This window comes from Streptacidiphilus sp. MAP5-3, assembly GCF_041262505.1.
Lineage (GTDB): Bacteria > Actinomycetota > Actinomycetes > Streptomycetales > Streptomycetaceae > Streptacidiphilus.
The window spans coordinates 1-21,306 of record NZ_JBGCCL010000006.1 but is presented as its reverse complement, the minus strand read 5'-3'; the positions used below and the strand labels follow the sequence as shown (position 1 = coordinate 21,306).

Sequence of the window (21,306 nt, the reverse complement as noted above, 5' to 3'; positions counted from 1 at the left end):
CCTCAGCTGGGTCCGGGGGACGGCTCAGCCGTCCCGGCCGGAACCGGCCGGATCAGCTCCGTCAGCCGCCCGGAACGCTGTTGGTTCCTGCTGTCGCCGGACCGGAGGGGTTACCGCCGTGGTGGCGACCCGTCGGTGACGGGTTGCCCCCCGAGGACGACGGGCCACCGCTCGGGCTGCTGGTGTTGCAGGTGCCCGCGAAGATGTCCGCCAGCGAGCACGTCGAGCTGCTCGAGGAGGGCGACGAGGTGTCGCTCGGCTGGCCGGACGGGTTGGCGGTCGCGGTGTTGCTCGGCGACGCGGTCACCGTGGCCGTCGGAGTGGGCTGCGCGGTTGGGCTGGGCGCGGGCATGCCCGGCTCGTTGGAACCCGGCTGCGTGAAGGGCTGAGGCGTCGGGAACTGCGCGTCCGGCTGACCGTTCAGCGCAGCCGACATGTAGTCGGTCCACACCTGCGTCGGCATGTCGGCGCCGAAGACCTTCGGGTAGCCACCGACGCCGGCCATCGACTCCAGCTGGCCCTTCACCGGGTCTTCCTTATACAGCATCACCGAGGTGGAGAGCTGCGGCGTGTAGCCGATGAACCAGGCCGACTTGTAGTCGTCGGTGGTACCGGTCTTACCGGCCGCGTTACGACCCAGCGCCAGCGCGTTGGTACCCGTGCCCTTCTTGACCACGTCCTGGAGGACATTGGTGACGGTGTTGGCAACCTGCTGGGTCATGGCGAACTTCGCCGATTCGGCGGGAACCCAGGTCTGCGCGACTCCTTCGTACGTCACCGACCGAACCGAGACCGGTTCGTGCTGCATGCCCTGGTCAGCGAAGGTGGCGTAGGCGTCGGCCATGCGGATCGCGCTCGGCGTCGAGGTGCCGATGTAGAAGCCCGCCGTGTCGGTCTGCAGCGAGGACTCGGTCAGCCCGACATTCATCGCCATCTTCTCGACGTTGTCGTACCCGACGTCCTCGCCCAATTGCACATACGGCGTGTTGATGGAGTTCTCCATCGCATACCGGAGCGTCTGGTAGCCCGGCATGTCAGTGCTGTCGTTGGCCTGGTGCAGCAGGCCGTCCGGCTCGGGACAGGCCGAGGTGCCGGAGTTGTCCGTCAGCCAGGTGCCGTCCTGCTTGTGGATCTTCAGACAGTCGTCGGCGTTGTACTTGCTGTCCGGCGTGATCGGCATCCGCGGACCGTTGGGCGTCTGGACCGCTTGGTCCGTCATCGCCGCAGCGAGGTCGATCGGCTTGAAGGTCGAACCGACCGGAACACCAAGAGTGTTGGCATTGTCGACGTAGTAGCCCTTGTCCATGCCCACGCCGCCGTAGATCGCCTTGATCTCACCGTTGGTCGGGTCAACGGAGGCGGCGCCCACCTGGACGTTCTGGTCGGCAGAACGCTCCTTCGGGTTGATGTGCTGCGACTCCATCTTCTGCACGGAAGTCGAGAGCGCGTTGACATCGTTCTTGTTGAAGGTGGTGTAGATCTTGTAGCCACCCTGCGCCAACAGGGCGTCGGTCAGCTGACCGTTCGAGTGCGTCTCGGCGTAGTTGGTCGCCAGGTCGACCAGGTAACCCACCTGACCGGTCAGACCGGGGTTGTGCTTCCAGATCTGTGGCATGGGGAAGCCCTTGGCCAGGTCCGCCTGCTCGTCGGCCTGGGTCATCCAGTTGTTGACGACCATGCGGCTGAGCACGTACTGCCAACGTCCGGTCGCAATGGAGAGCGCCGTCTTGTCCGTGTCCACGTTCTGGAAGGTGGACGGCTGGTTGACCGTCGCGGCGATGAAGGCGCCCTGACTGAGGGTCAGCTGATTGGCGTGGACGCCGTAGTAGGCCTCCGCCGCAGCCTCGATGCCGTAGGCGCCGCGTCCGTAGTAGTTGGTGTTGAGATAGCCCTCGAGCACCTGGTCCTTGGACATCCCGCCGTTCCCGATCTTTATCGAGATCAGGATTTCCTTGAGCTTGCGGGAGGCGGTCTGCTGGCTGTTGAGGTAGACGTTCTTGACGTACTGCTGGGTGATCGTCGAACCCGACTGGACGCTGCCACCGGTCGCCATGTTGCGCACGGCGCGCAGGATGGACATCGGGTCGACACCGCTGTTGGTCTCGAAGGTCTCGTCCTCGGCGGCCATGAAGTCGTGCTGGATGTCCTGCGGGACGTCGGCCAGCGACACGTTCTGCCGGTTGTAACCGGTGGTCGCCATGACGTCTTTGTTGTCCCAGTAGAAGACGTTGCCCTGCAGCTTGCTGGCCGCGTTGGCGTCGGGAATGCTCACCGTCGCGTACGCGTAGCCGACCACGCCGGTCAGACCGCCGAAGATCACCAGGAAGGTGCTGAGCACCAGCTTCCACGAGGGCAGCCAGCGGCGGACGCCACTCTTGCCCCAGCGCGGATAGTCGATGAGCCGCTTCGGCCTTGGCCCGCTCGGCGGCTGCTTTCCGGCACCGCGGGAGCCGCGACCGGGCCCTCCGTTGCCTCCGGCTCCGCCGCCGCCCTTGCCCTGCGCGGCACGGCGCATCTCGGCGCGGGTCATCCGCGGCTGGGCCGCGGTCTGCCCGGGCGAGCCACCCGGCTGCGGGCGGGCCGTGGTCCGGCGCGGCGGCAGGCCGCCACTGGAGTTGGACCCGACCGAGCCGCGACCGGCAGACGTGGGACCGTCGGGGCGGCGACCGTTCTGCGGTGGTTTGCGCCGATGTTCGCTCATGCTGCTTCCAGCTGCTCCTCGGACTGCAGGCTGTACTGCCTGAAGGCGGTGATCCTGATCCCCCAAGGCGCAAGCCGAAGAGACCAGACTGCGCCGTGGACGGGGACGCCGAAGGGGCATCCCTGGTTCCCGCAAATCCCGGCGGCTTTCTGCATAGCCGACAGAGTACGCAGCCCGGGAAGCCCTCTAACCGGGCGTCAGCTACCAATTCGGGCAAAACGGCAGCGGATCCTTATCAAAGGGCAGCCAAACTCCCGTTCGCACCGGGCTTTGGTCACATCGTCACCACGGGCCCCTTATGCACAACTGACAACTGTGAGCGTCGCCACCGAACCGCCTCTTGCCCGAGCCACGGCCGCGGCATATCGTTTCGATGTATCGGCTCGATACATCGCAATGGCATACTTGCGAGTGTCGGACCGCACGGACGTTACAACAGACAACGCGGACCACGCGGAGCGAAGGGAGGCGGGCCCGTCCATGAGCAGACGCTCAGGAATCCTGGAGTTCGCCGTCCTCGGCCTGCTGCACGATTCACCGATGCACGGCTATGAGCTGCGCAAACGACTCAACGTGCTGCTGGGTTCCTTCCGCGCCTTCTCCTATGGCACCCTCTATCCCTGCCTCAAGGGCCTGGTGGCCCAGGGCTACCTGGTCGAGGACAACCCGGACGCCGAGTACATCCCGGCCACCGCGCTCAACGGCAAGCGGTCGAAGATCGTCTACCGGCTGACGCCCGAGGGCAAGCAGCGCTTCGAGGAGCTGCTGGCCGACTCCGGCCCGGACGCCTGGGAGGACGAGCACTTCGGCGTGCACTTCGCCTTCTTCGGCCAGACCGACAGAGCCGTGCGGATGCGCGTGCTGGAGGGTCGCCGGAACCGGCTGGAGGAGCGACTGGAGCGGATGCGGGCATCGCTCGCCCGCACCAGGGAGCGTCTGGACGCCTACACCCTCGAACTGCAGCGCCACGGCCTGGAGTCGGTCGAGCGCGAGGTCCGCTGGCTCAACGAGCTGATCGAGACCGAGCGCGCCAACCGCAACGGCCGTGGCCCCGGAGCCGCCCCACCGGGCGGCGAACCACTGATTTCGGACGGCCTCGGACCGGCAGGCAACGCCCCGCCCGGTCCCCCCGACCGCCCGGAGCGCTGACGCGCTGAAACCGCGCCTCTCCACCGAGGTGTTCCACACCGAGGTCTTGTACGACGCCGTGACGAAGCGGCGCCGACGCACCAGGAGACCGAAGGCGCATGCGGGTGGCAGGGGGACTGCCGGCATCACGAATTGACGTACCGCAGGGAATGAAGACAGAGAGCTTCGCGCTCCGGCGCGACTCTCACGATCAACAGGGAGCAACCGGAATGAGTTCGGTTCGCGTAGCCATCGTGGGTGTGGGCAACTGCGCCGCCTCGCTGGTGCAGGGTGTCGAGTACTACAAGGACGCCGACCCGAACAGCCGCGTGCCGGGCCTCATGCACGTGCAGTTCGGTGACTACCACGTCCGTGACGTCGAGTTCGTCGCCGCGTTCGACGTGGACGCGAAGAAGGTCGGCCTCGACCTCGCGGACGCGATCGGCGCGTCCGAGAACAACACCATCAAGATCTGCGACGTGCCCTCCACCGGCATCCAGGTGCAGCGCGGCCACACGCACGACGGCCTCGGCAAGTACTACCTGGAGACCATCGAGGAGTCCGACGAGGAGCCGGTCGACGTCGTCCAGATCCTCAAGGACCGCCAGGTCGACGTCCTGGTCTGCTACCTGCCCGTCGGTTCCGAGGTCGCGGCGAAGTTCTACGCCCAGTGCGCCATCGACGCCAAGGTCGCCTTCGTCAACGCCCTCCCGGTCTTCATCGCCGGCACCAAGGAGTGGGCGGACAAGTTCACCGAGGCCGGTGTCCCGATCGTCGGTGACGACATCAAGTCCCAGGTGGGCGCCACCATCACGCACCGCGTGATGGCGAAGCTCTTCGAGGACCGCGGTGTCATCCTCGAGCGCACCATGCAGCTGAATGTCGGCGGCAACATGGACTTCAAGAACATGCTCGAGCGCGAGCGCCTGGAGTCCAAGAAGATCTCCAAGACGCAGGCCGTCACCTCCCAGATCCGCGACCGTGACCTGGGTGCCAAGAACGTCCACATCGGCCCGTCCGACTACGTCGCGTGGCTCGACGACCGCAAGTGGGCCTACGTCCGCCTTGAGGGCCGCGCCTTCGGTGACGTTCCGCTGAACCTGGAGTACAAGCTCGAGGTCTGGGACTCCCCGAACTCGGCCGGTGTCATCATCGACGCCGTGCGCGCCGCGAAGATCGCCAAGGACCGCGGCATCGGTGGCCCGATCCTCTCCGCGTCCTCCTACTTCATGAAGTCCCCGCCGGTTCAGTACTTCGACGACGAGGCCAAGGAGAACGTCGAGAAGTTCATCCGCGGCGACGTCGAGCGCTGAGCACTGAGCTTTGAGCGCTGACTGACGCATGACGGAAGCGTCCAGCAGGCCGTACTGGCCTGCTGGGCGCTTTTTCATGATCGCCAACTGTCACGCGTGTGACATTTCGCGATCTTGGTCGCGTTTTCACGTGAATCCTCCGCCTTACCGTGCCACGCTTGGCCGGTGGCGACGACCGCGAGCAAACCCCCCCTGCGTGAGCTGCTCACGCTCCGCGGCTTCCGCCGACTGCTGGCCACGCGACTGCTCTCCCAGCTCTCCGACGGTGTCTTCCAGGCCGCGTTGGCGGCCTTTGTCGTCTTCTCGCCGGAGCGGCAGCCGACGCCGGCCGCCATCGCCTCCGCCTTCGCCGTCCTGCTGATGCCGTTCTGCCTGGTCGGACCGTTCGCCGGGGTACTGCTCGACCGGTGGCGGCGCCGCCAGGTGCTCGTCCACGGCAACCTGCTGCGTCTGGTCTGCTGCCTCGCCACCGGCGCACTGGTCGCGATCCAGGCTCCGACCTGGGTCTTCTTCACCGCCGCCCTGGTGGTCACCGGGGTCAACCGCTTCGTACTGGCCGGCCTCTCCGCCGCGCTGCCGCATGTCGTCAGCGAGCAGCTGCTGATCGGCGCCAATGCGCTCGCGCCCACGGCCGGGACCCTGGCCGCCACCCTCGGTGGCGGCGCGGCCTTCGTGGTCCGGTTGGCCCTGCCGGCCAGCGCGATCAGCAACGCCCTGCTGGTCTGTCTGGCCGGGATCGGCTACGCCTCCTCCGCGCTGGTCGCCGCGACCATGGGCAAGGACTCGCTCGGCCCGGAACGCTCCGATCTGGAGCACGCCCACGAGACCACCGTCCGGACTGCCGTCGCCGACACCGCCCGCGGACTGCTCGACGGCTTCCACCACCTGGTCCACGAGGGCAAGCCCGCCGCCCGCGCCCTCGGCGCGATCACCGTCTGCCGGTTCTGCTACGGGCTGCTGCTCGTGCTCCTGCTGATGCTCTGCCGCAACACCTTCGCCGCGCCCAGCGACCAGACCGCGGGCCTGCGTTGGCTGGGCCTGGCGCTGGGCGCCTCGGCCGGTGGCTACTTCTCCGCGGCCGCCCTGACGCCCTGGGCCGGGCAACGGCTGACCGTGCCGGGCTGGCTGACCACCTGCTGCGCCCTGGGGGCGGTGGTGACGGCAGCTCTGGGCCTCTTCTTCACCCCGTGGCCGACCATGGTCGCCGCCTACGCGCTCGGCCTGCTCACCCAGGCCGCGAAGATCAGCACCGACACCCTCGTCCAGAGCAACGTCGACGACGCCTACCGAGGACGCGTCTTCGCGCTCTACGACGTCCTCTTCAACGGGGCTCTGGTGGCCGCCGCCGCGCTCTGCGTGGCGCTGCTGCCGACCTCCGGGCGCTCGGTGACCGTGGTGCTGACGGCGGCGGCGCTCTACGGCGTCGCCGCCGTCGGCTACGGCAGCACCCGCCCCTGGCGGACGGGCGCCACGCCGGTCCCGCCTAAGCCGACCGCTCCGTCCACCACTGCCTGAGCGCGGCCGTCGCCGCCTCCTCGCCCAACGGGCCCTGCTCCAGCCGCAGTTCCAGCAGGAACTTGTACGCCTCGCCGACCTCGCGGCCCGGCTTGATGCCGAGCAGCGCCATGATCTGGTCGCCGTTGAGGTCCGGGCGGATGGCGTCGAGCTCCTCCCGGTCCTTCAGCTCGGCGATGCGCCGCTCCAGGCTGTCGTAGGTGCGGGAGAGCGACTGCGCCTTCTTCTTGTTGCGGGTGGTGCAGTCCGAGCGGGTCAGCTTGTGCAGCCGGTCCAGCAGCGGCCCGGCGTCGCGCACGTAGCGGCGCACCGCCGAGTCGGTCCACTCGCCGCTGCCGTAGCCGTGGAAGCGCAAGTGCAGCTCGACCAGCCGGGAGACGTCCGCGATCAGCTCGTTCGAGTACTTGAGCTCCCGTAGCCGCTTCTTGGTCATCTTCGCGCCGACCAGCTCGTGGTGGTGGAAGGAAACGCCCCCGCCCGGCTCGAAGCGGCGGGTGCGCGGCTTTCCGATGTCGTGCAGCAGCGCGGCCAGACGCAGCGTCAGGTCCGGCTTTCCGTCGCCCTCGCCGGTCCCCTCCAGCGCGATGGCCTGCTCCAGCACGGTCAGGCTGTGCTCGTAGACGTCCTTGTGGCGGTGGTGCTCGTCGCGCTCCAGGCGTAGTGCGGGCAGCTCCGGCAGGACTCGGTCGGCCAGACCGGTGTCGACCAGCAGGGTCAGGCCCGTGCGCGGGTGCTGCGACAGCACCAGCTTGTTGAGTTCGCCCTGGATCCGCTCGGCGGAGACGATCTCGATGCGGTCGGCCATCTCGGTCATCGCGGTGACCACCTCGGGCGCGACCTCGAACTCGAGCTGGGCGGCGAAACGGGCGGCGCGCAGCATCCGCAGCGGATCGTCGGAAAAGGACGCCTCCGGCGTGCCCGGGGTGCGCAGCACGCGCTCGGCCAGGTCGGACAGCCCGTGGTGCGGGTCGATGAACTCGACCTCCGGCAGCCGCACCGCCATCGCGTTGACCGTGAAGTCGCGGCGGACCAGGTCCTCCTCGATGGTGTCGCCGAAGGAGACCTCGGGCTTGCGCGAGTTCCGGTCGTAGAGCTCGGAGCGGTAGGTGGTGATCTCGATCTGCAGGTCGTGCTTGCGCACCCCGACGGTGCCGAAGGCGATGCCGACGTCCCAGACAGCCTCGCCCCAGCCCTTGACCAGCTTGAGGATCTGCTCGGGCCGGGCGTCCGTGGTGAAGTCCAGGTCGTTGCCGAGGCGACCCAGCAACGCGTCCCGCACCGAGCCGCCGACCAGCGCCAACGTGAATCCGGCCTGTTGGAACCGACGCCCGAGCTCCTCCGCCACCGGGTAGGCGCGCAGGATCTCGCGCACGCGCTCAGCCTGTTGCTCGCTCAGCGAGCCAGCGGGTGCAGCGGGTGCGGTTTCGGGCATGGGGAAGCCGGACGGCATAGCGTTGGACACGACAGACAAGGGTACGGGCCGACGGGCCCGCCGTGCTGCGAGTAACCCGCAGGACGCTCACGCGGTCCACAGATCCGATCTTCCCCCCATCCGGTCCTGCCCACCGGCACACCGAACGGCTCAGCGTCGTTACCATGCCAGGGCGCGGAACGCGCGGGGCAGCTGGGGTCAGCACATCAGGACGGCGAGGGCGCGTGGGCGAGGCGGCGACGGGGAGGTGGCGGGCGAGCGATGCGCCCAGGAACAGCCGGGTGGTGCGACGACGCTCACCACGACGGCAACGGCTCGCACGACTGAGTCGCCTCTCACTGGCCTCGGGTCTGGTGCTGCTGGCAGGCCCTACCCTGGCCCCGGCCGCACAGGCCGCGCCACGGGTCACTGTGGCCGGTGTACCCACCTTCACGCAGTCCGCCGCCCGCGCGCCGCAGGCGGCGGACGACGCACCGGCTGACGCGCACGCCTCGGTGCAGGTGACCCTGAACACCGTCAGCCCGGCCGCGCCCGCGCCCGACGGCGACGTGACGCTCAGCGGCGTCGTCACCAACCGCGCCGCGGGCGCCGTCAACGGCCTGCACGTCGGCGTCACCTACGGCAGGCAGATGTCCAGCCGTTCCGACATCGAGTCGATCGCCTCCGCGGGCGGCCCGCAGCAGAGCGACCCGAGCGAGATCGACGACCCGAGCCTGCAGGACCAGATCGGCACGCTGGCCCCCGGCGCGAGCGCCTCGTTCTCGCTCAAGGTCCCGATCAGCAAGCTCCAGCTCGGCTCCAGCCCCGACGGCGTCTACTCCGTCGGCGTGGACGCACAGAACGCGAACGGCGCCGCCCTCGGCACCCTGCCGCTGGGCATCACCCGCACCTTCCTGCCGGTCCACCCCTCCAGCGACACCGCCAAGCCCACCCAGGTCGCGACGCTCTGGCCGGTGACGGACGCGCCGACGATCCAGGCGCAGACCTACGTCGACAGCAACGGCGTCGAGCAGCCGGTCCTCACGAACGATCTGGCCACCTCGCTCGGCCCCGACGGCCGCCTGGGCCAGCTCGCCTCGATCGGCACGCAGAACGCGAACCTGCACCTGACCTGGGTGGTCAACCCGGACCTCATCGACACCGTCTACGCGATGACGAACGACTACCAGGTCCTCACCGGCGGCGACACGGGCGGCGCCAACGCCACCTGCAACTGCGTCCGGAAGGGCAGCGGCCAGGACGCCGCCAAGGCCTGGCTCACCGCCATGCAGCAGGCGCTCGCGGCCGGCAAGCCCGAGGTGGTCTCCCTGCCCTATGCCGACCCGGACCTGGCCTCCCTCGCGCACAGCAGCACCGGCCGCCAGCAGCTCAGCGCGCTGCTCCCGCTCGCCAACACGTCCCTGGGCCTGGACCGGCTGCAGGTGGACGCCGAGCACGACGTGGCCTGGCCCTACCAGGGTTATGTGGACACCTCCGTCGCCTCGCTGGCCAAGTCGATGGGCGCGGACAAGGTCATCGTCAACGGCGCGAGCATGCCGGACAGCGGCAACCTCAACTTCACGCCCAACGCGGCCCGCCCGATGGGCGACGGCATGACCGCGGTGGTCGCCGACAACCAGCTGACCGACATCTTCTCCGGCGACCTGTCCACGCAGAGCGAGCAGACCGCGGCCACCCAGCGGTTCCTCGCCGAGACGCTGGAGATCACCCTCGAGCGTCCGGACCAGCAGCGGGACGTGCTCGTCCAGCCGCCGCGGGAGATGTCCACGGCGACCGCGCAGACGCTGGTCAAGGCGCTGAGCGAGGCCCAGGGCGGCAAGTGGGTGCAGAGCGTCAACCTCGACGACGTCGTCAACGCCGGCGCCACCCCGGGTGCCAACACCTCGGTGCCGGCGCCGCACGCCTACCCGTCCTCGGCGCGCGGCAGCGAGCTCAGCGGCTCCACCATCAACGACCTCAGCACGTTCCAGGGGCAGCTTTCCCAGCTGCAGCAGATCCTGACCCGCCCGGACCGGCTCCGCGACCCGTTCAGCGCGGCGATGGTCCGCTCGGTCTCCACCGCCTGGCGCGACAATCCCGCCGCCGGTGACAGCTACCGGGCGAACATGGGCGGCTATCTGGGTACCCTGCAGGACTCGGTCCGGCTGATCCCCAAGATCACCGACGTGGTGGTGCCGGGCGACAACTCCTCCGCGACGGTCGCCGTCAGCGTGGAGAACGACCTGGAGCAGACGGTGAGCAAGATGCAGCTGCGCCTGATCGTCGAGCAGTCGCCGCGTCTGCGTATCGACTCGGACCCGGTGCAGGACGTCACCGTCGCCGGAGGCCGCACCAAGACCACCTACCGGTTCCGTGTCACCGCGCTCGCCAACGGGACCGTCGACATGAAGGCGGAGCTGTCCACCGCCCAGAATCCCGACGCGCCGTTCGACTTCATGACCTTCCAGGTCAATGTGACCTCGGTCTCCACCGGAGTGATCGCGGTCATCGCCAGCGGCGGGTTGCTGCTGGTACTCGCCGGTCTGCGGCTCTACTGGAAGCGGAAGAAGAACGCGGCACTCGCTGCCGCCTCGTCCGAGGGCCCGGAGCCGGAGAACGCCGAGTAGCGTCCCTCAGATGAGAGGCTAGGCATTCGGTAAAACGGTTGACGGGCCTTTTCGGGCCAACGGAACGTGACGATCCGGAGAGAGACTCATGAGCGCGCCGCGCGACGGCAGGACCCCGCAGGGCCCGGGCGGGCACGCGCCTGATCCGTACCTGGATCAGACCTATGCCCACGACCCATACGCGACGGACGCCTACGCGACCGACGGCTACACCGCCGAGGGTTACGTTCCGGAGGGCTACCCGGCGCAGGGTTACCCGGCGCAGGACGCTCAGGGCCACCCCGCGCAGGGCTACCCAGCCGCCGACGGGCACGCCGGTGCGGGCGGATACCCGCAGCAGGCGCCCTACCCGCAGGAGCCCGGATACGGCGACGCGCCGCAGGGCCAGCAGCTGTACCCCGGGCAGCCCCAGCCTGGGCAGCCGTATCCGGATCAGCAGTTCCAGGGCCAACAGTTCGAGGGCCAGCAGTTCCAAGGTCAGCAACCGTTCCAGGGCCAGCAGCCGTACCCCGGCCAGGCGCAGCCTCCCTACCCTGGCCAGCCCCCGTACCCGGGCCAACCTCACTACCAGGGCCAGCCCTACCCGCCGCAGGGCTTCAGCCAGGCCTACGTCGACCCGAACCAGCCGCAGCAGCAGCCACAGCAGCCGTACGTCGGCGTTGACGAGCTGATCAGCGGCGCGGGCAGACGCCAGCAGGCGCACGAGCAGGCCCAGCAGGAGCAGCAGCAACACCAGCAGCAGCGGCCGGACCAGAACTACGACTTCCTCTTCCGCGACAGCGGCCCGAGCCTCTACGGCGAGGCGGGCGGCGACGCCGTCGCGGAGACCACCAGCACCATCCCGCTGCTGATCCCCGCCGACCTCCCCGGCCGCGAGCGCGGCCAGGACGGTACCGGCGGCACGGACGAGCAGGCGGAGGACGGCGGCCAGGCCGCGCCCAAGGGCAAGGTCGCCAGCGTCCTCAGCTCCAGCGCGATCATGGCGGCCGGCACCCTGGTCTCCCGTGCCACCGGCTTCCTGCGGACGATGATCATCGCCGCGGCCATCGGCACCGCCGCTCTCGGCGACCGCTACAGCGTCGCCAACACGCTGCCGACCATGCTCTACATCCTCGTCGGCGGCGGCGCGCTCAACGCGGTCTTCGTGCCGCAGCTGGTCCGCAGCATGAAGAACGACGAGGACGAGGGCGAGTCCTATGCCAACCGGCTGCTGACGCTGATCATCGTCGGTCTCGGCTTCGTCGTCCTGATCGCCGTGCTGGCCGCGCCGCTGCTGGTGCGGATGGTCTCCAACACCGCGATGACCGACTCGGCGTCCTCTGCCAGCGTCACCGTGGCGCTGACCCGCTACTGCCTGCCCACCATCTTCTTCATGGGCGTGCACGTGGTGATGGGCCAGATCCTCAACGCGCGCGGCAAGTTCGGCCCGATGATGTGGACCCCGGTCCTCAACAACATCGTCATCATCTTCACCTTCGGCATGTTCCTCTGGGTCTACGGGCCCTGGTCCAGCACCCAGATGAACACCGACACCATCCCCTCCACGGGCGTCCGGCTGCTCGGCATCGGCACCCTCCTGGGCCTGGTGGTGCAGTCGCTGGCGATGCTGCCGTACCTGCGCAAGGCGGGTCTGCGGTTCCGTCCGCGCTTCGACTGGCGCGGTCACGGTCTGGGCCACGCCGCCAAGCTGGCCAAGTGGACCTTCCTCTTCGTGCTGGCCAACCAGGTCGGCTTCCTGGTCGTCACCCAGCTGGCCACCGCCGCCGGTGACGCCTCGCACGACGCGGGCAAGGGCCTGGTCGCCTACCAGAACGCGCTGCTGATCTGGCAGCTGCCGCAGGCAGTGATCACCGTCTCGATCATGAGCGCGGTGCTGCCGCGGATCTCCCGCGCCGCTGCCGACGGTGACGGCACCGCCGTCCGCGACGACATCTCCTACGGCCTGCGCACCTCCGCCGTGGCGATCGTCCCGGCCGCCTTCGCCTTCCTGGCCCTCGGCCCCGCGATCGGTGCGGTGATCTACGGCGAGGTCTCGATCGGGTACATGGTCTCGGCCTTTGCGCTCGGCCTGATTCCGTACTCCGCCCAGTACGTGCTGCTGCGCGGTTTCTACGCCTACGAGGACACCAGGACGCCGTTCTACAACACCGTCTGGGTGGCCGTCAGCCAGGCGCTGCTCTCCGCCATCTGCTACGTCGCCCTGCCCGCTGCCTGGGCGGTCACCGGCATGGCGTTCATCTACGGCGTCGCCTACGTGGTCGGGCTGCTGGTGGCCGTCCCCCGACTGCGCCGCCGCATCGGCGACCTGGACGGGGCCCGGATCAAGCGCACGTACGCCCGACTGGTCGGTGCGAGCATCGTGCCCGCCATCGCGGGCGCCGCGCTCTGTATGGCCGTCCTGCAGGCCCTGGGATCGGGCCGGGTCGGCGGCCTGGCCGCGGTCGCCGTGGGCGGCGTTGTCCAATTGGGACTTTTCGTGGTGATCGCGCAGCGGATGCGGATCGAGGAACTCAACTCGCTGCTCGGCATGGTTCGAGCGAAAATCGGACGTTGACGGGAGACCTGAAATCGACCCTGCCGGGCAACCAACAATCCCCTCCGGCGGTCGTACCTGGGCGGGCGAGTTGGCACAATTGACCGTGGGCCCGGAACCTCATCACGGGCCACGCGGTTTGGGGAGGCAGGACAACGGTGGCAGAGCGCAGCGAGACGGCCGTGGGCGCGACCACGGGCGGCCCTCGGGCGGACCGGGAGAAGTCGGAGCACGCGACGGAGTCGACTGCGCCGCTGTCCGCAGAAGCGCTGGCCGAGGAACTGGCCGCCATGGACAGCCCTGCTGACGCATCGACGGATTCGGCCCCTGAGGTCGAGCCGGGCGACCCTGCGTCGGACGTCGTCGACGTCGACGACACCGCCGAGTCCGACGACGCGGACCAGGCGGACCAGGCGGAAGACGCGGGCGAGGTCGCTGAATCCGACAGCACGGACCAGACCCACGAGGCCGACGCCGAAGAGCCTGACGAGGCGTCTGACGCCACGCCGGCTGTCGACCCGGCCGACAAGGACGCCGCTGCGGATTCCGAGGACCCCGCCGAGAAGGCGACCGAGGACGCCACTGAGGACGCGACCGGGGCGGCCGCGGAGGCGTCCACCGACGCGCCCGTCGCCGAGGTGCCCGCGCCTCCCGCGCCGGAGCGCCACAGTGGGGACCGGATCGCCTCCCGCTACCGCCTCGAGGAGTGCATCACCCACGCGGACGCCTTCAGCTCCTGGCGTGCGATGGACGAGAAGCTGCGCCGCGCCGTCGGGATCCACCTCCTCTCGACCCACCACCCGCGCGCCAAGGCCGTGCTCGTCGCCGCCCGCCAGGCCGCGCTGATGAGCGACCCGCGCTTCGTCCAGGTCCTGGACGCCGTCGAGGACGGCGACATCGTCTACATCGTCCGCGAGTGGCTGCCGGACGCGACCGGCCTGGACAAGCTGCTGCTGCCGGAGCCGCTGGAGCCCTACGAGGCGTACCAGCTGGTGCGTCAGCTCTCCGAGGCGCTCTCCGCCGCCCATCGCCGGGGGCTGTCACACCTGCGGCTCACGCCCGCCGCAGTGCTGCGCACCGACAGCGGCCAGTACCGGATCGACGGTCTCGCCGTGAACGCCGCGCTGCGCGGCATCAAGGCCGAGGACAAGGCCGACGCCGCCCGGCAGGACACCCGCGCCATCAGCGCGCTGCTCTTCGCCGCGCTCACCAACCGCTGGCCGTTCCCCGAGGGCCACCACGGGCTCCGTGGACTGCCGCGCAACGTCGGCATCGTGCCCGCCGAGCAGGTGCGGGCGGGCGTCAACCGGGGTCTGTCCGACCTGACCGCGCGGACGCTCTGCGCCACCCCGGGCGGCAAGCTGGAGCCCATCGCCACGCCTGACGAGCTCGTCAAGGCGGTCGTGGCCCTGCCCAAGGTCCGCCAGCCGGCTCCCGAGCCGCTGGTGCTGCCCGACTACCCGTCACGGCGGGCCACGACGGCCCCTGCGGGGGCCACCGGGCCGGGTACGCGCGCCGGGACCGCCGGTCCGGCTCAGGGCGCTGGTGCGGGTGGTGCGGCAACCCGCGGCAACGGGCCGGGCACCCAGACAGGTCAGCATGGGAACAGCGGTCGCGGGGGCCGTCCGGGTGCACCCGGCCGCGCCGGTTCTCCCGTGGCGCCCGTTCCGTCGAGCCGGTCGAGCAAGGCACTCAAGTGGGTCGTCTCGCTGGTGGTCCTGGGCGCGATCGGGCTGGGCAGCTGGGGCACGGCAGAGGCGCTGCTGTCGCACAACAACGCCGGCTCGACCAGCAGCCAGCTCGGGGCGGACCCCAGCACCCAGGCGGGCGGCAACCCGAACCACCGCGCCCTGAACAAGCTGAAGCTCTTCAGCGCGACCGAGTTCTCCCCGCTCGACCCGCAGCCGATAGCGGGTGACAAGGCCCCGCTGGCCATCGACGGCGACCCGAGCACCGCCTGGATCACCTCGACCTACAACGGCTACGCCAACTTCGGCAACCTGCCCCTCCGTAAGGACGGCAGCGGCATCGTGGTCGACCTGGGCAGCGTGCAGTCGGTCTCCGAGGTCAAACTGACCATCCCGATCACCGGCGGACAGACGATGGAGATCCTGGCGGCGCCGGCGGACGCCACCGCGATCCCGGCCGACACCAGCGGATTCACCCAGCGCATCAGCAACAGCACCGTCGTCTCCGGCACCAACCTGGACAGCGGCGTGCTGGCCCAACCGGTGCGCACCCGCTTCGTGTTGGTCCGGATCACCTCGCTGCCGCCCGACCCCACCCAGGCAGGCAACTACCGGGGCGGGATCTCGGAGATCACGGTCCTGGGCTGACGCGAACACCTCCGAGATGGCAGTCTTGTCCCGACTTTCCCGGGCATCGAGGGGGTGTAGTGCAGGTGACGACCGAACCGGTCGCCGATGACGCGGAGCTGCTGCGTCGCCATGTGGAGGGCGACCCGGACGCCTTCGGCGAGCTCGTGCGGCGCCACCGGGACCGCCTCTGGGCGGTGGCGCTGCGCACCCTCGGCGACCGCGAGGAGGCCGCGGACGCGCTCCAGGACGCGCTGGTCTCGGCCTTTCGGTCCGCGCACACGTTCCAGGGCCGCTCCGCCGTCACCACCTGGCTGCACCGGATCGTCGTCAACGCCTGCCTGGACCGCGCCCGCCGGGCGTCCACACGTCGCGCCCGGCTGGTCGACGACGAGACAGCCCTGGAGACGGCGGTGGGCCAGGACGAGGGCGCCGACGTCTCGGTCGAGCGGGGCGAACTCCGGCGCGAGCTCGCCTCCGCACTCGCCACGTTGCCCGGGGAGCAGCGGGCAGCCCTGGTCCTGGTGGATCTCCAGGGCTACGGGGTCGCCGAGGCCGCACAGATTCTTGGCGTACCGTCGGGCACGGTGAAGAGCCGCTGCGCCCGCGCGCGGGCCAAGCTGCTGCCGCGGCTGAGCCATCTGCGGGCCGGTGGTGCCCGTGACGCAGCCGGAGCCCGTGAAGACGGGGGACCCAGCGCAGCCAAAAGCGGGGGCACGAGCGGCGGAGGCGGCGGAAGCGGTAGCCGAGGAGCGGGCGATTCACCGCCGAGCGCTTCAAGATCGCTAACTGTCACACGTGTGGCAGTTAGCGATCTTGGTCCGGAAACCAAGCCCCCAGGGAACCCGGATCCGGCGCAGGACGTCCCATCGACAGCACCGGAAGCGCGCCAAGCCCGAGGAGGTGGACGGAGCGCATGAACGAGTCGACCGTTCACCCCGATCTGCCGTCACCCTCGGCCCATCCGGACGCCGATGCCCTGGCGGACCATGTCGAGGGCCTCCTCTCGCCCGAGCCGACCACTGAGCTCGAGGCGCACCTGGCGGGCTGCACCGACTGCCGGGAGACGTACGACGCGCTGCTGGAGATCCGTGAGCTGCTCCAGGCCGAGCGCTCCTCCGCGGACGACCCGATCCCGGGCGACGTCGCCGCCCGCATCGACGCCGCCCTGGCCGCCGCTGCGGCGACCCCAGCCGCGGACGTGACGGACGACGCAGGCACAGCCGAGCTTGCTGCCGAGCTGGCCGAGACCGACGAAGCCGCAGCCACCACTGAGTCCGCAGAGTCTGCAGAGTCCGCCGAGCCCGGATCGGCGCCCTCCCCGGGAGCCGGGCGGGGTCCGGCCGACAACCGCCCCGGGGCCCGTCCTGGCGCGCCCGCGCGCGGGCGGCGACGCCTGCGTCAGGCACTGGTGACGATGGCCGTGCTGGTGGCAGCCGGCGGCATCGGGGTCGCGGTCTCCAGCGGCGGCGACATCGACGCCGGGGCCGGCAGCGCCAGCCCCGCCATCGACGGTGCTCCCACCGCCCCGCGGACCAGCGCCACGCACGCCGACGCCGGCCAGCTCGTCTTCACCGACGCGGGCCTCGACGGGCAGGTCCAGGCGATCGTGCGCCAGGATGCCGCCGCAGGCCAGAACCACACCAAGGCCCCGATGGCCTCCCTCTCCCCGGGGACGGCGTCCGCCGCCGCGTCCGGCGCGCCCACCGCCGGGACACACGCCTCACCGAACGGGAACGGCTCCAGCACGGTGCTGCCGACACCGGGCGGGACGGGAGCGACCGCAGCGCCCTCCGCCTCGCCCAGCGCGGCCGCCTGCGTGCTGTCCGCTGCGAAGCAGCCCGGCGTCCCGGTCCACGAGGCGGTTGGCGAGTACCTCGGCGTCCAGGTCTTCGCGCTGGTCTACCCCGACACCGGTGACCCGGCGCATACCTGGGACGTCTTCCTGGTGCAGGACTCCTGCTCCTCACCGCTGGTCCTCCTCCAGCGCACCGTGCCGCGCACATGAAGCTCCGGGAATGCGAGACACTGGGGAACCGTTGAGCCGGGTGGAACACGCGGCCACCCGAGAGTCCGGCAACCCGGTGCGATGCATTCAGGAGATTCAGTGAGCGACGTCCGCAACGTGATCATCATCGGCTCAGGCCCGGCCGGCTACTCAGCCGCCCTGTACACGGCGCGTGCCTCGCTGAAGCCCCTGGTCTTCGAGGGCTCGGTGTCCTCGGGCGGTGCGCTGATGAACACCACCGAGGTCGAGAACTTCCCCGGCTTCCGTGACGGCATCATGGGCCCGGAGCTGATGGACAACATGCGGGCGCAGGCCGAGCGCTTCGGCGCCGAGCTCGTCCCGGACGACATCGTGGCCGTCGACCTCACCAGCGAGATCAAGACCGTCACCGACTCCGAGGGCACGGTCCACCGCGCCCATGCCGTGATCGTCGCCACCGGTTCGCAGCACCGCAAGCTCGGCCTGGAGCACGAGGACGAGCTGTCCGGCCGTGGCGTCTCCTGGTGTGCCACCTGTGACGGCTTCTTCTTCCGCAACCAGGACATCGCCGTGGTCGGCGGCGGCGACACCGCCATGGAGGAGGCGACCTTCCTGTCGCGCTTCGCCAAGTCGGTCACCGTGGTGCACCGCCGCGACTCGCTGCGCGCCAGCAAGACGATGCAGGAGCGGGCCTTCAACGACCCCAAGATCTCCTTCGCCTGGAACAGCGAGGTCGCTGACCTTCACAGCGAGGGCGGCAAGCTCAGCTCGGTGACGCTCAAGGACACCCAGACCCGCGAGGCCCGGGAGCTCGCGGTCACCGGCCTCTTCATCGCGGTGGGCCACGACCCGCGCACGGAGCTCTTCAAGGGCCAGCTGGAGCTGGACGACGAGGGCTACCTCCGCGTGGACGCGCCGTCCACGCGCACCAACGTGACCGGCGTCTTCGGCGCCGGTGACGTCGTCGACCACACCTACCGTCAGGCGATCACTGCTGCGGGCACCGGCTGCTCCGCCGCGCTGGACGCCGAGCGCTTCCTGGCCGCCCAGGCGCACGCCGACACGGCCGTCACCGCCGCGGTCTGACCACACTCGGGTCCGACCGTACTCGGGTCTAGCCACACCACGGCCTGACCGCCTGCTCGACCGCCCGTACTTCACCGACTCACCCGCAATCCCCAAGGAGATCCCGTGGCCGGCGCCACCATCACCGTCACCGACGCAACCTTCGATACCGAGGTCCTCAAGAGCGACAAGCCCGTGCTGGTCGACTTCTGGGCCGCCTGGTGCGGCCCGTGCCGCCAGGTCGCCCCGGCCCTGGAGGAGATCGCCGCCGAGTACGCCGACAAGCTCACCATCGCGAAGATCGACATCGACGCGAACCCGGCTGTCCCGGCCAAGTACGGCGTGCTCTCGATCCCGACGATGAACGTCTACCAGGGCGGCGAGGTCGTCAAGACCATCGTCGGCGCCAAGCCGAAGAGCGCCCTGCTGCGTGACCTGGCCGAGTTCATCGGCTGAGTCCACCGCTGAGCTGGTCGGCTGACCTGACAGCATGAGATCCGGATGGATCTTCACCACCGAGGCCCCCATGTTTCCCGTGAATCATGGGGGCCTCGGCGTACGATCTTGGCTATGTCCCAGCAGCGCCCTTCCCACGCGTACCACTGGAAGCTCGGGGACACCGGTCCCGCGGTCGCCGAGATCCGCTTCAAGCTCACTCTGCTCGGTCTGCTGCCGGAAACCCCGCCGACCCGCTCCGGGGGCCGCGCCATCCCCTCCGCCGAGGCGCTCTTCGACATGGAGGTCGACGCGGCGGTCCGTCACTTCCAGCAGCAGCGCGGCCTGACGACGGACGGCATCGTCGGGCCAGAGACCTACCGCCACCTCAACGAGGCCCGTTGGCGGCTCGGCGACCGGGTCCTCACCTACATCCCCAGCAACATGGTCGTCGGCGACGACGTCGCCCATCTGCAACAGCGACTGCTCGACATGGGCTTCACCCCCGGCCGGGTCGACGGCATCTACGGCGCCGTCACCGCCCAGGCGGTCGGCGAGTTCCAGCGCAACATGGGCCTGCATCCGGACGGCACGCTCGGACCGACCACCTTCGTCGTCCTGGAACGCCTTTCCCGGACCGTCGTCGGCGGCGCGCCACACGTGATGCGGGAGACCGAGATGCTGCGCCACTCCGGCCCTGCGCTCAGCGGCAAGGTCATCGTGATCGACCCGGGCCACGGCGCCGACGACCACGGCGTGCGGTCGGCCGACGGGCTCTCCGAGGCCGCACTGGTGTGGGACATCACCGGCCGCCTGGAGGGCCGACTCACCGCGCTGGGCGTCCGGACCTATCTGACCCGGACCGTGGACAGCGACCCCGACGAGGCCGAGCGGGCCCGCTTCGCCAACCAGACCGGCGCCGACCTGATGATCTCGCTCCATCTGGAGGGCCACGCCAACCCTGAAATCGGCGGCGTCGCCAGCTACTACTTCGGCGACGAGTCCCGGGGGCGCTGGTCCCACACGGGCAAGCAGTTCGCCGGCCTGGTCCAGCGCGAGCTGGTGGCCCGCTGCGGCCTCGGCGACCTCCGCAGCCATGCCCGCTCCTGGACCCTGCTGCGCTCGACCCGAATGCCCTGCGTGCGTCTGGAGCTCGGCTATCTGAGCAACGCCGAGGACGCGGCGCGACTGCGCTCCTCGGAGATCCGGGCACAGGCCGTCGAGGCGATCGCCGTGGCCGTCCAGCGGGTCTACCTGCCGCCGGAGGACGACTCCCCGACAGGCATGCTGCACCTGCCCCACGCCCTCGCCTGAAGAAGCACCGACCAAGATCGTTAACTGTCACACGTGTGACAGTTAACGATCTTGGTCGGTGCTTACGCCGGCGCGCCACCGCTTCTGTCCGGGCCTCGCATCAGAGCGGCCGGAGCGACGGCTCCTTCTGCACAGCACCGAGCAACCGCTCCAGGGCAACCTCCACCTCGCCCTTCCAGGAGATCGCCGACCGGACCTCCAGTCGCAGTCGCGGATAGCGGCGGTGTGGACGCACGGTCTTGAACCCGACGGACAGCAGATGGTCGGCGGGCAACACACAGCCCGGCCCGTCCCAGTGCGCGTCGCCGAAGGCCTCGATCGCCTTGAAGCCACGCCGGACCAGATCCTTGGCCACCGTCTGCACCAAGGTCCGTCCGATGCCCTGCCCCTGATACCCCGGCAGGACCCGCGCCGTCATCAGCTGCACCGCGTCCGGCGAGATCGGACTGGTCGGGAAGGCCAGCGCGCGGGGCACATAGGCGGGCGGCGCATAGAGCACGAAGCCGACCGGGACATCGTCCACATAGGCGATCCGCCCGCAGGAGCCCCACTCCAGCAGCACGGCGGAGATCCAGGACTCCTTCTCCTGCTCCGCCCGCCCGTCCTTGACGGCGGCTTCACCGCTGACGGGGTCCAACTCCCAGAAGACGCACGAGCGGCACGGCAGTGGGAGATCGGCGAGCGAGTCGAGCGTGAGCGGTACCAGCCTGCGTCCCATGACTCCACGATAGGCGCAGAGTCGACTCAGTGGCAGCATGATCACGGAGCAGCCCGGACACAAACCCTCCGAGGCCACCCATGCCGAACCCGAGGACTCCAAGGACACAGAGAGCGGTGGTGCGGCGTCGCCTGCCCATGCCCCGGAGCCTAGTGATCTGGTCTTGAGGTTGTTCGTCGCCTCGTGAGTTCTGTGGTGTACCGAGTTCTGCCAGGGGGCTTTCGGGTCCGGCTGGTTGGCGGTG

At 69.7% G+C, this 21,306-nt stretch carries 13 protein-coding genes and 1 pseudogene; 11 read left to right on the top strand and 3 right to left on the bottom strand.

Annotation, left to right across the window (positions count from 1 at the left end; genetic code table 11):
- Nucleotides 1-61 precede the first annotated feature (61 nt).
- A complete protein-coding gene (locus tag ABH928_RS11725; protein ID WP_370065070.1) occupies nucleotides 62-2,701 on the bottom strand; it encodes a transglycosylase domain-containing protein in 2,640 nt (879 codons plus the stop codon).
- Nucleotides 2,702-3,181: 480 nt separating this feature from the next.
- Between ABH928_RS11725 and ABH928_RS11720 the strand changes: the two genes are divergently transcribed.
- The 3 genes from ABH928_RS11720 to ABH928_RS11710 all read left to right on the top strand — a co-directional run bounded on the left by ABH928_RS11720 (nucleotide 3,182) and on the right by ABH928_RS11710 (nucleotide 6,657).
- Complete coding sequence (locus ABH928_RS11720; protein ID WP_370065068.1) at nucleotides 3,182-3,850, top strand: helix-turn-helix transcriptional regulator; 669 nt, start codon at nucleotides 3,182-3,184, stop codon at nucleotides 3,848-3,850.
- A gap of 209 nt (nucleotides 3,851-4,059) precedes the next feature.
- The gene (locus tag ABH928_RS11715; protein ID WP_370065066.1) at nucleotides 4,060-5,142 is read left to right on the top strand and encodes an inositol-3-phosphate synthase; all 1,083 of its coding nucleotides are present in this window, start codon (nucleotides 4,060-4,062) and stop codon (nucleotides 5,140-5,142) included.
- Nucleotides 5,143-5,307: 165 nt separating this feature from the next.
- Nucleotides 5,308-6,657, top strand: coding sequence for an MFS transporter (locus ABH928_RS11710; RefSeq protein WP_370065064.1), 1,350 nt, complete (start codon nucleotides 5,308-5,310; stop codon nucleotides 6,655-6,657).
- On the opposite strand, the gene ABH928_RS11705 is transcribed toward ABH928_RS11710, so the two are convergent.
- Nucleotides 6,626-8,089 (bottom strand): CCA tRNA nucleotidyltransferase, encoded by a 1,464-nt coding sequence (locus ABH928_RS11705; RefSeq protein WP_370065524.1) that lies wholly within the window; start codon nucleotides 8,087-8,089, stop codon nucleotides 6,626-6,628. The two genes, ABH928_RS11710 and ABH928_RS11705, sit on opposite strands and share 32 nt — an antisense overlap.
- Before the next feature lie 284 nt (nucleotides 8,090-8,373).
- Between ABH928_RS11705 and ABH928_RS11700 the strand changes: the two genes are divergently transcribed.
- The 8 genes and pseudogenes from ABH928_RS11700 to ABH928_RS11665 all read left to right on the top strand — a co-directional run bounded on the left by ABH928_RS11700 (nucleotide 8,374) and on the right by ABH928_RS11665 (nucleotide 20,344).
- The gene (locus ABH928_RS11700; RefSeq protein ID WP_370065062.1) at nucleotides 8,374-10,695 is read left to right on the top strand and encodes a DUF6049 family protein; all 2,322 of its coding nucleotides are present in this window, start codon (nucleotides 8,374-8,376) and stop codon (nucleotides 10,693-10,695) included.
- Between the two features lie 88 nt (nucleotides 10,696-10,783).
- Nucleotides 10,784-13,249, top strand: coding sequence for a murein biosynthesis integral membrane protein MurJ (murJ, locus tag ABH928_RS11695; protein ID WP_370065060.1), 2,466 nt, complete (start codon nucleotides 10,784-10,786; stop codon nucleotides 13,247-13,249).
- A 137-nt stretch (nucleotides 13,250-13,386) separates the two neighbouring features.
- Nucleotides 13,387-15,564: a serine/threonine protein kinase gene (locus tag ABH928_RS11690; RefSeq protein WP_370065058.1), complete on the top strand. Its 2,178-nt coding sequence runs from the start codon at nucleotides 13,387-13,389 to the stop codon at nucleotides 15,562-15,564.
- 59 nt (nucleotides 15,565-15,623) lie between these two features.
- Nucleotides 15,624-16,277: pseudogene (gene sigM / locus ABH928_RS11685) on the top strand (RNA polymerase sigma factor SigM); the annotation flags it as partial.
- A gap of 182 nt (nucleotides 16,278-16,459) precedes the next feature.
- A complete protein-coding gene (locus tag ABH928_RS11680; protein WP_370065057.1) occupies nucleotides 16,460-17,551 on the top strand; it encodes a zf-HC2 domain-containing protein in 1,092 nt (363 codons plus the stop codon).
- A gap of 99 nt (nucleotides 17,552-17,650) precedes the next feature.
- On the top strand, nucleotides 17,651-18,616 hold the full coding sequence (gene trxB, locus ABH928_RS11675; RefSeq protein WP_370065055.1) for a thioredoxin-disulfide reductase: 966 nt from the start codon (nucleotides 17,651-17,653) through the stop codon (nucleotides 18,614-18,616).
- Nucleotides 18,617-18,721: 105 nt separating this feature from the next.
- Nucleotides 18,722-19,051, top strand: a complete 330-nt coding sequence (gene trxA, locus ABH928_RS11670) for a thioredoxin (RefSeq protein WP_370065053.1) — start codon at nucleotides 18,722-18,724, stop codon at nucleotides 19,049-19,051.
- A 114-nt stretch (nucleotides 19,052-19,165) separates the two neighbouring features.
- Nucleotides 19,166-20,344, top strand: coding sequence for an N-acetylmuramoyl-L-alanine amidase (locus ABH928_RS11665; RefSeq protein ID WP_370065051.1), 1,179 nt, complete (start codon nucleotides 19,166-19,168; stop codon nucleotides 20,342-20,344).
- 100 nt (nucleotides 20,345-20,444) lie between these two features.
- Here the strand turns inward: ABH928_RS11665 and ABH928_RS11660 are convergent, their stop codons facing one another.
- A complete protein-coding gene (locus tag ABH928_RS11660) occupies nucleotides 20,445-21,062 on the bottom strand; it encodes a GNAT family N-acetyltransferase (protein ID WP_370065049.1) in 618 nt (205 codons plus the stop codon).
- Between the last annotated feature and the right edge of the window lie 244 nt (nucleotides 21,063-21,306).

What these genes read in the sequence shown, in the direction of transcription:
- ABH928_RS11725 (WP_370065070.1), bottom strand. Translation starts at nt 2,701, where the DNA reads ATGAGCGAACATCGGCGCAAACCACCGCAGAACGGTCGCCGCCCCGAC.
- ABH928_RS11720 (WP_370065068.1), top strand. Translation starts at nt 3,182, where the DNA reads ATGAGCAGACGCTCAGGAATCCTGGAGTTCGCCGTCCTCGGCCTGCTG.
- ABH928_RS11715 (WP_370065066.1), top strand. Translation starts at nt 4,060, where the DNA reads ATGAGTTCGGTTCGCGTAGCCATCGTGGGTGTGGGCAACTGCGCCGCC.
- ABH928_RS11705 (WP_370065524.1), bottom strand. Translation starts at nt 8,089, where the DNA reads ATGCCCGAAACCGCACCCGCTGCACCCGCTGGCTCGCTGAGCGAGCAA.
- murJ (WP_370065060.1), top strand. Translation starts at nt 10,784, where the DNA reads ATGAGCGCGCCGCGCGACGGCAGGACCCCGCAGGGCCCGGGCGGGCAC.
- ABH928_RS11680 (WP_370065057.1), top strand. Translation starts at nt 16,460, where the DNA reads ATGAACGAGTCGACCGTTCACCCCGATCTGCCGTCACCCTCGGCCCAT.
- ABH928_RS11665 (WP_370065051.1), top strand. Translation starts at nt 19,166, where the DNA reads ATGTCCCAGCAGCGCCCTTCCCACGCGTACCACTGGAAGCTCGGGGAC.
- ABH928_RS11660 (WP_370065049.1), bottom strand. Translation starts at nt 21,062, where the DNA reads ATGGGACGCAGGCTGGTACCGCTCACGCTCGACTCGCTCGCCGATCTC.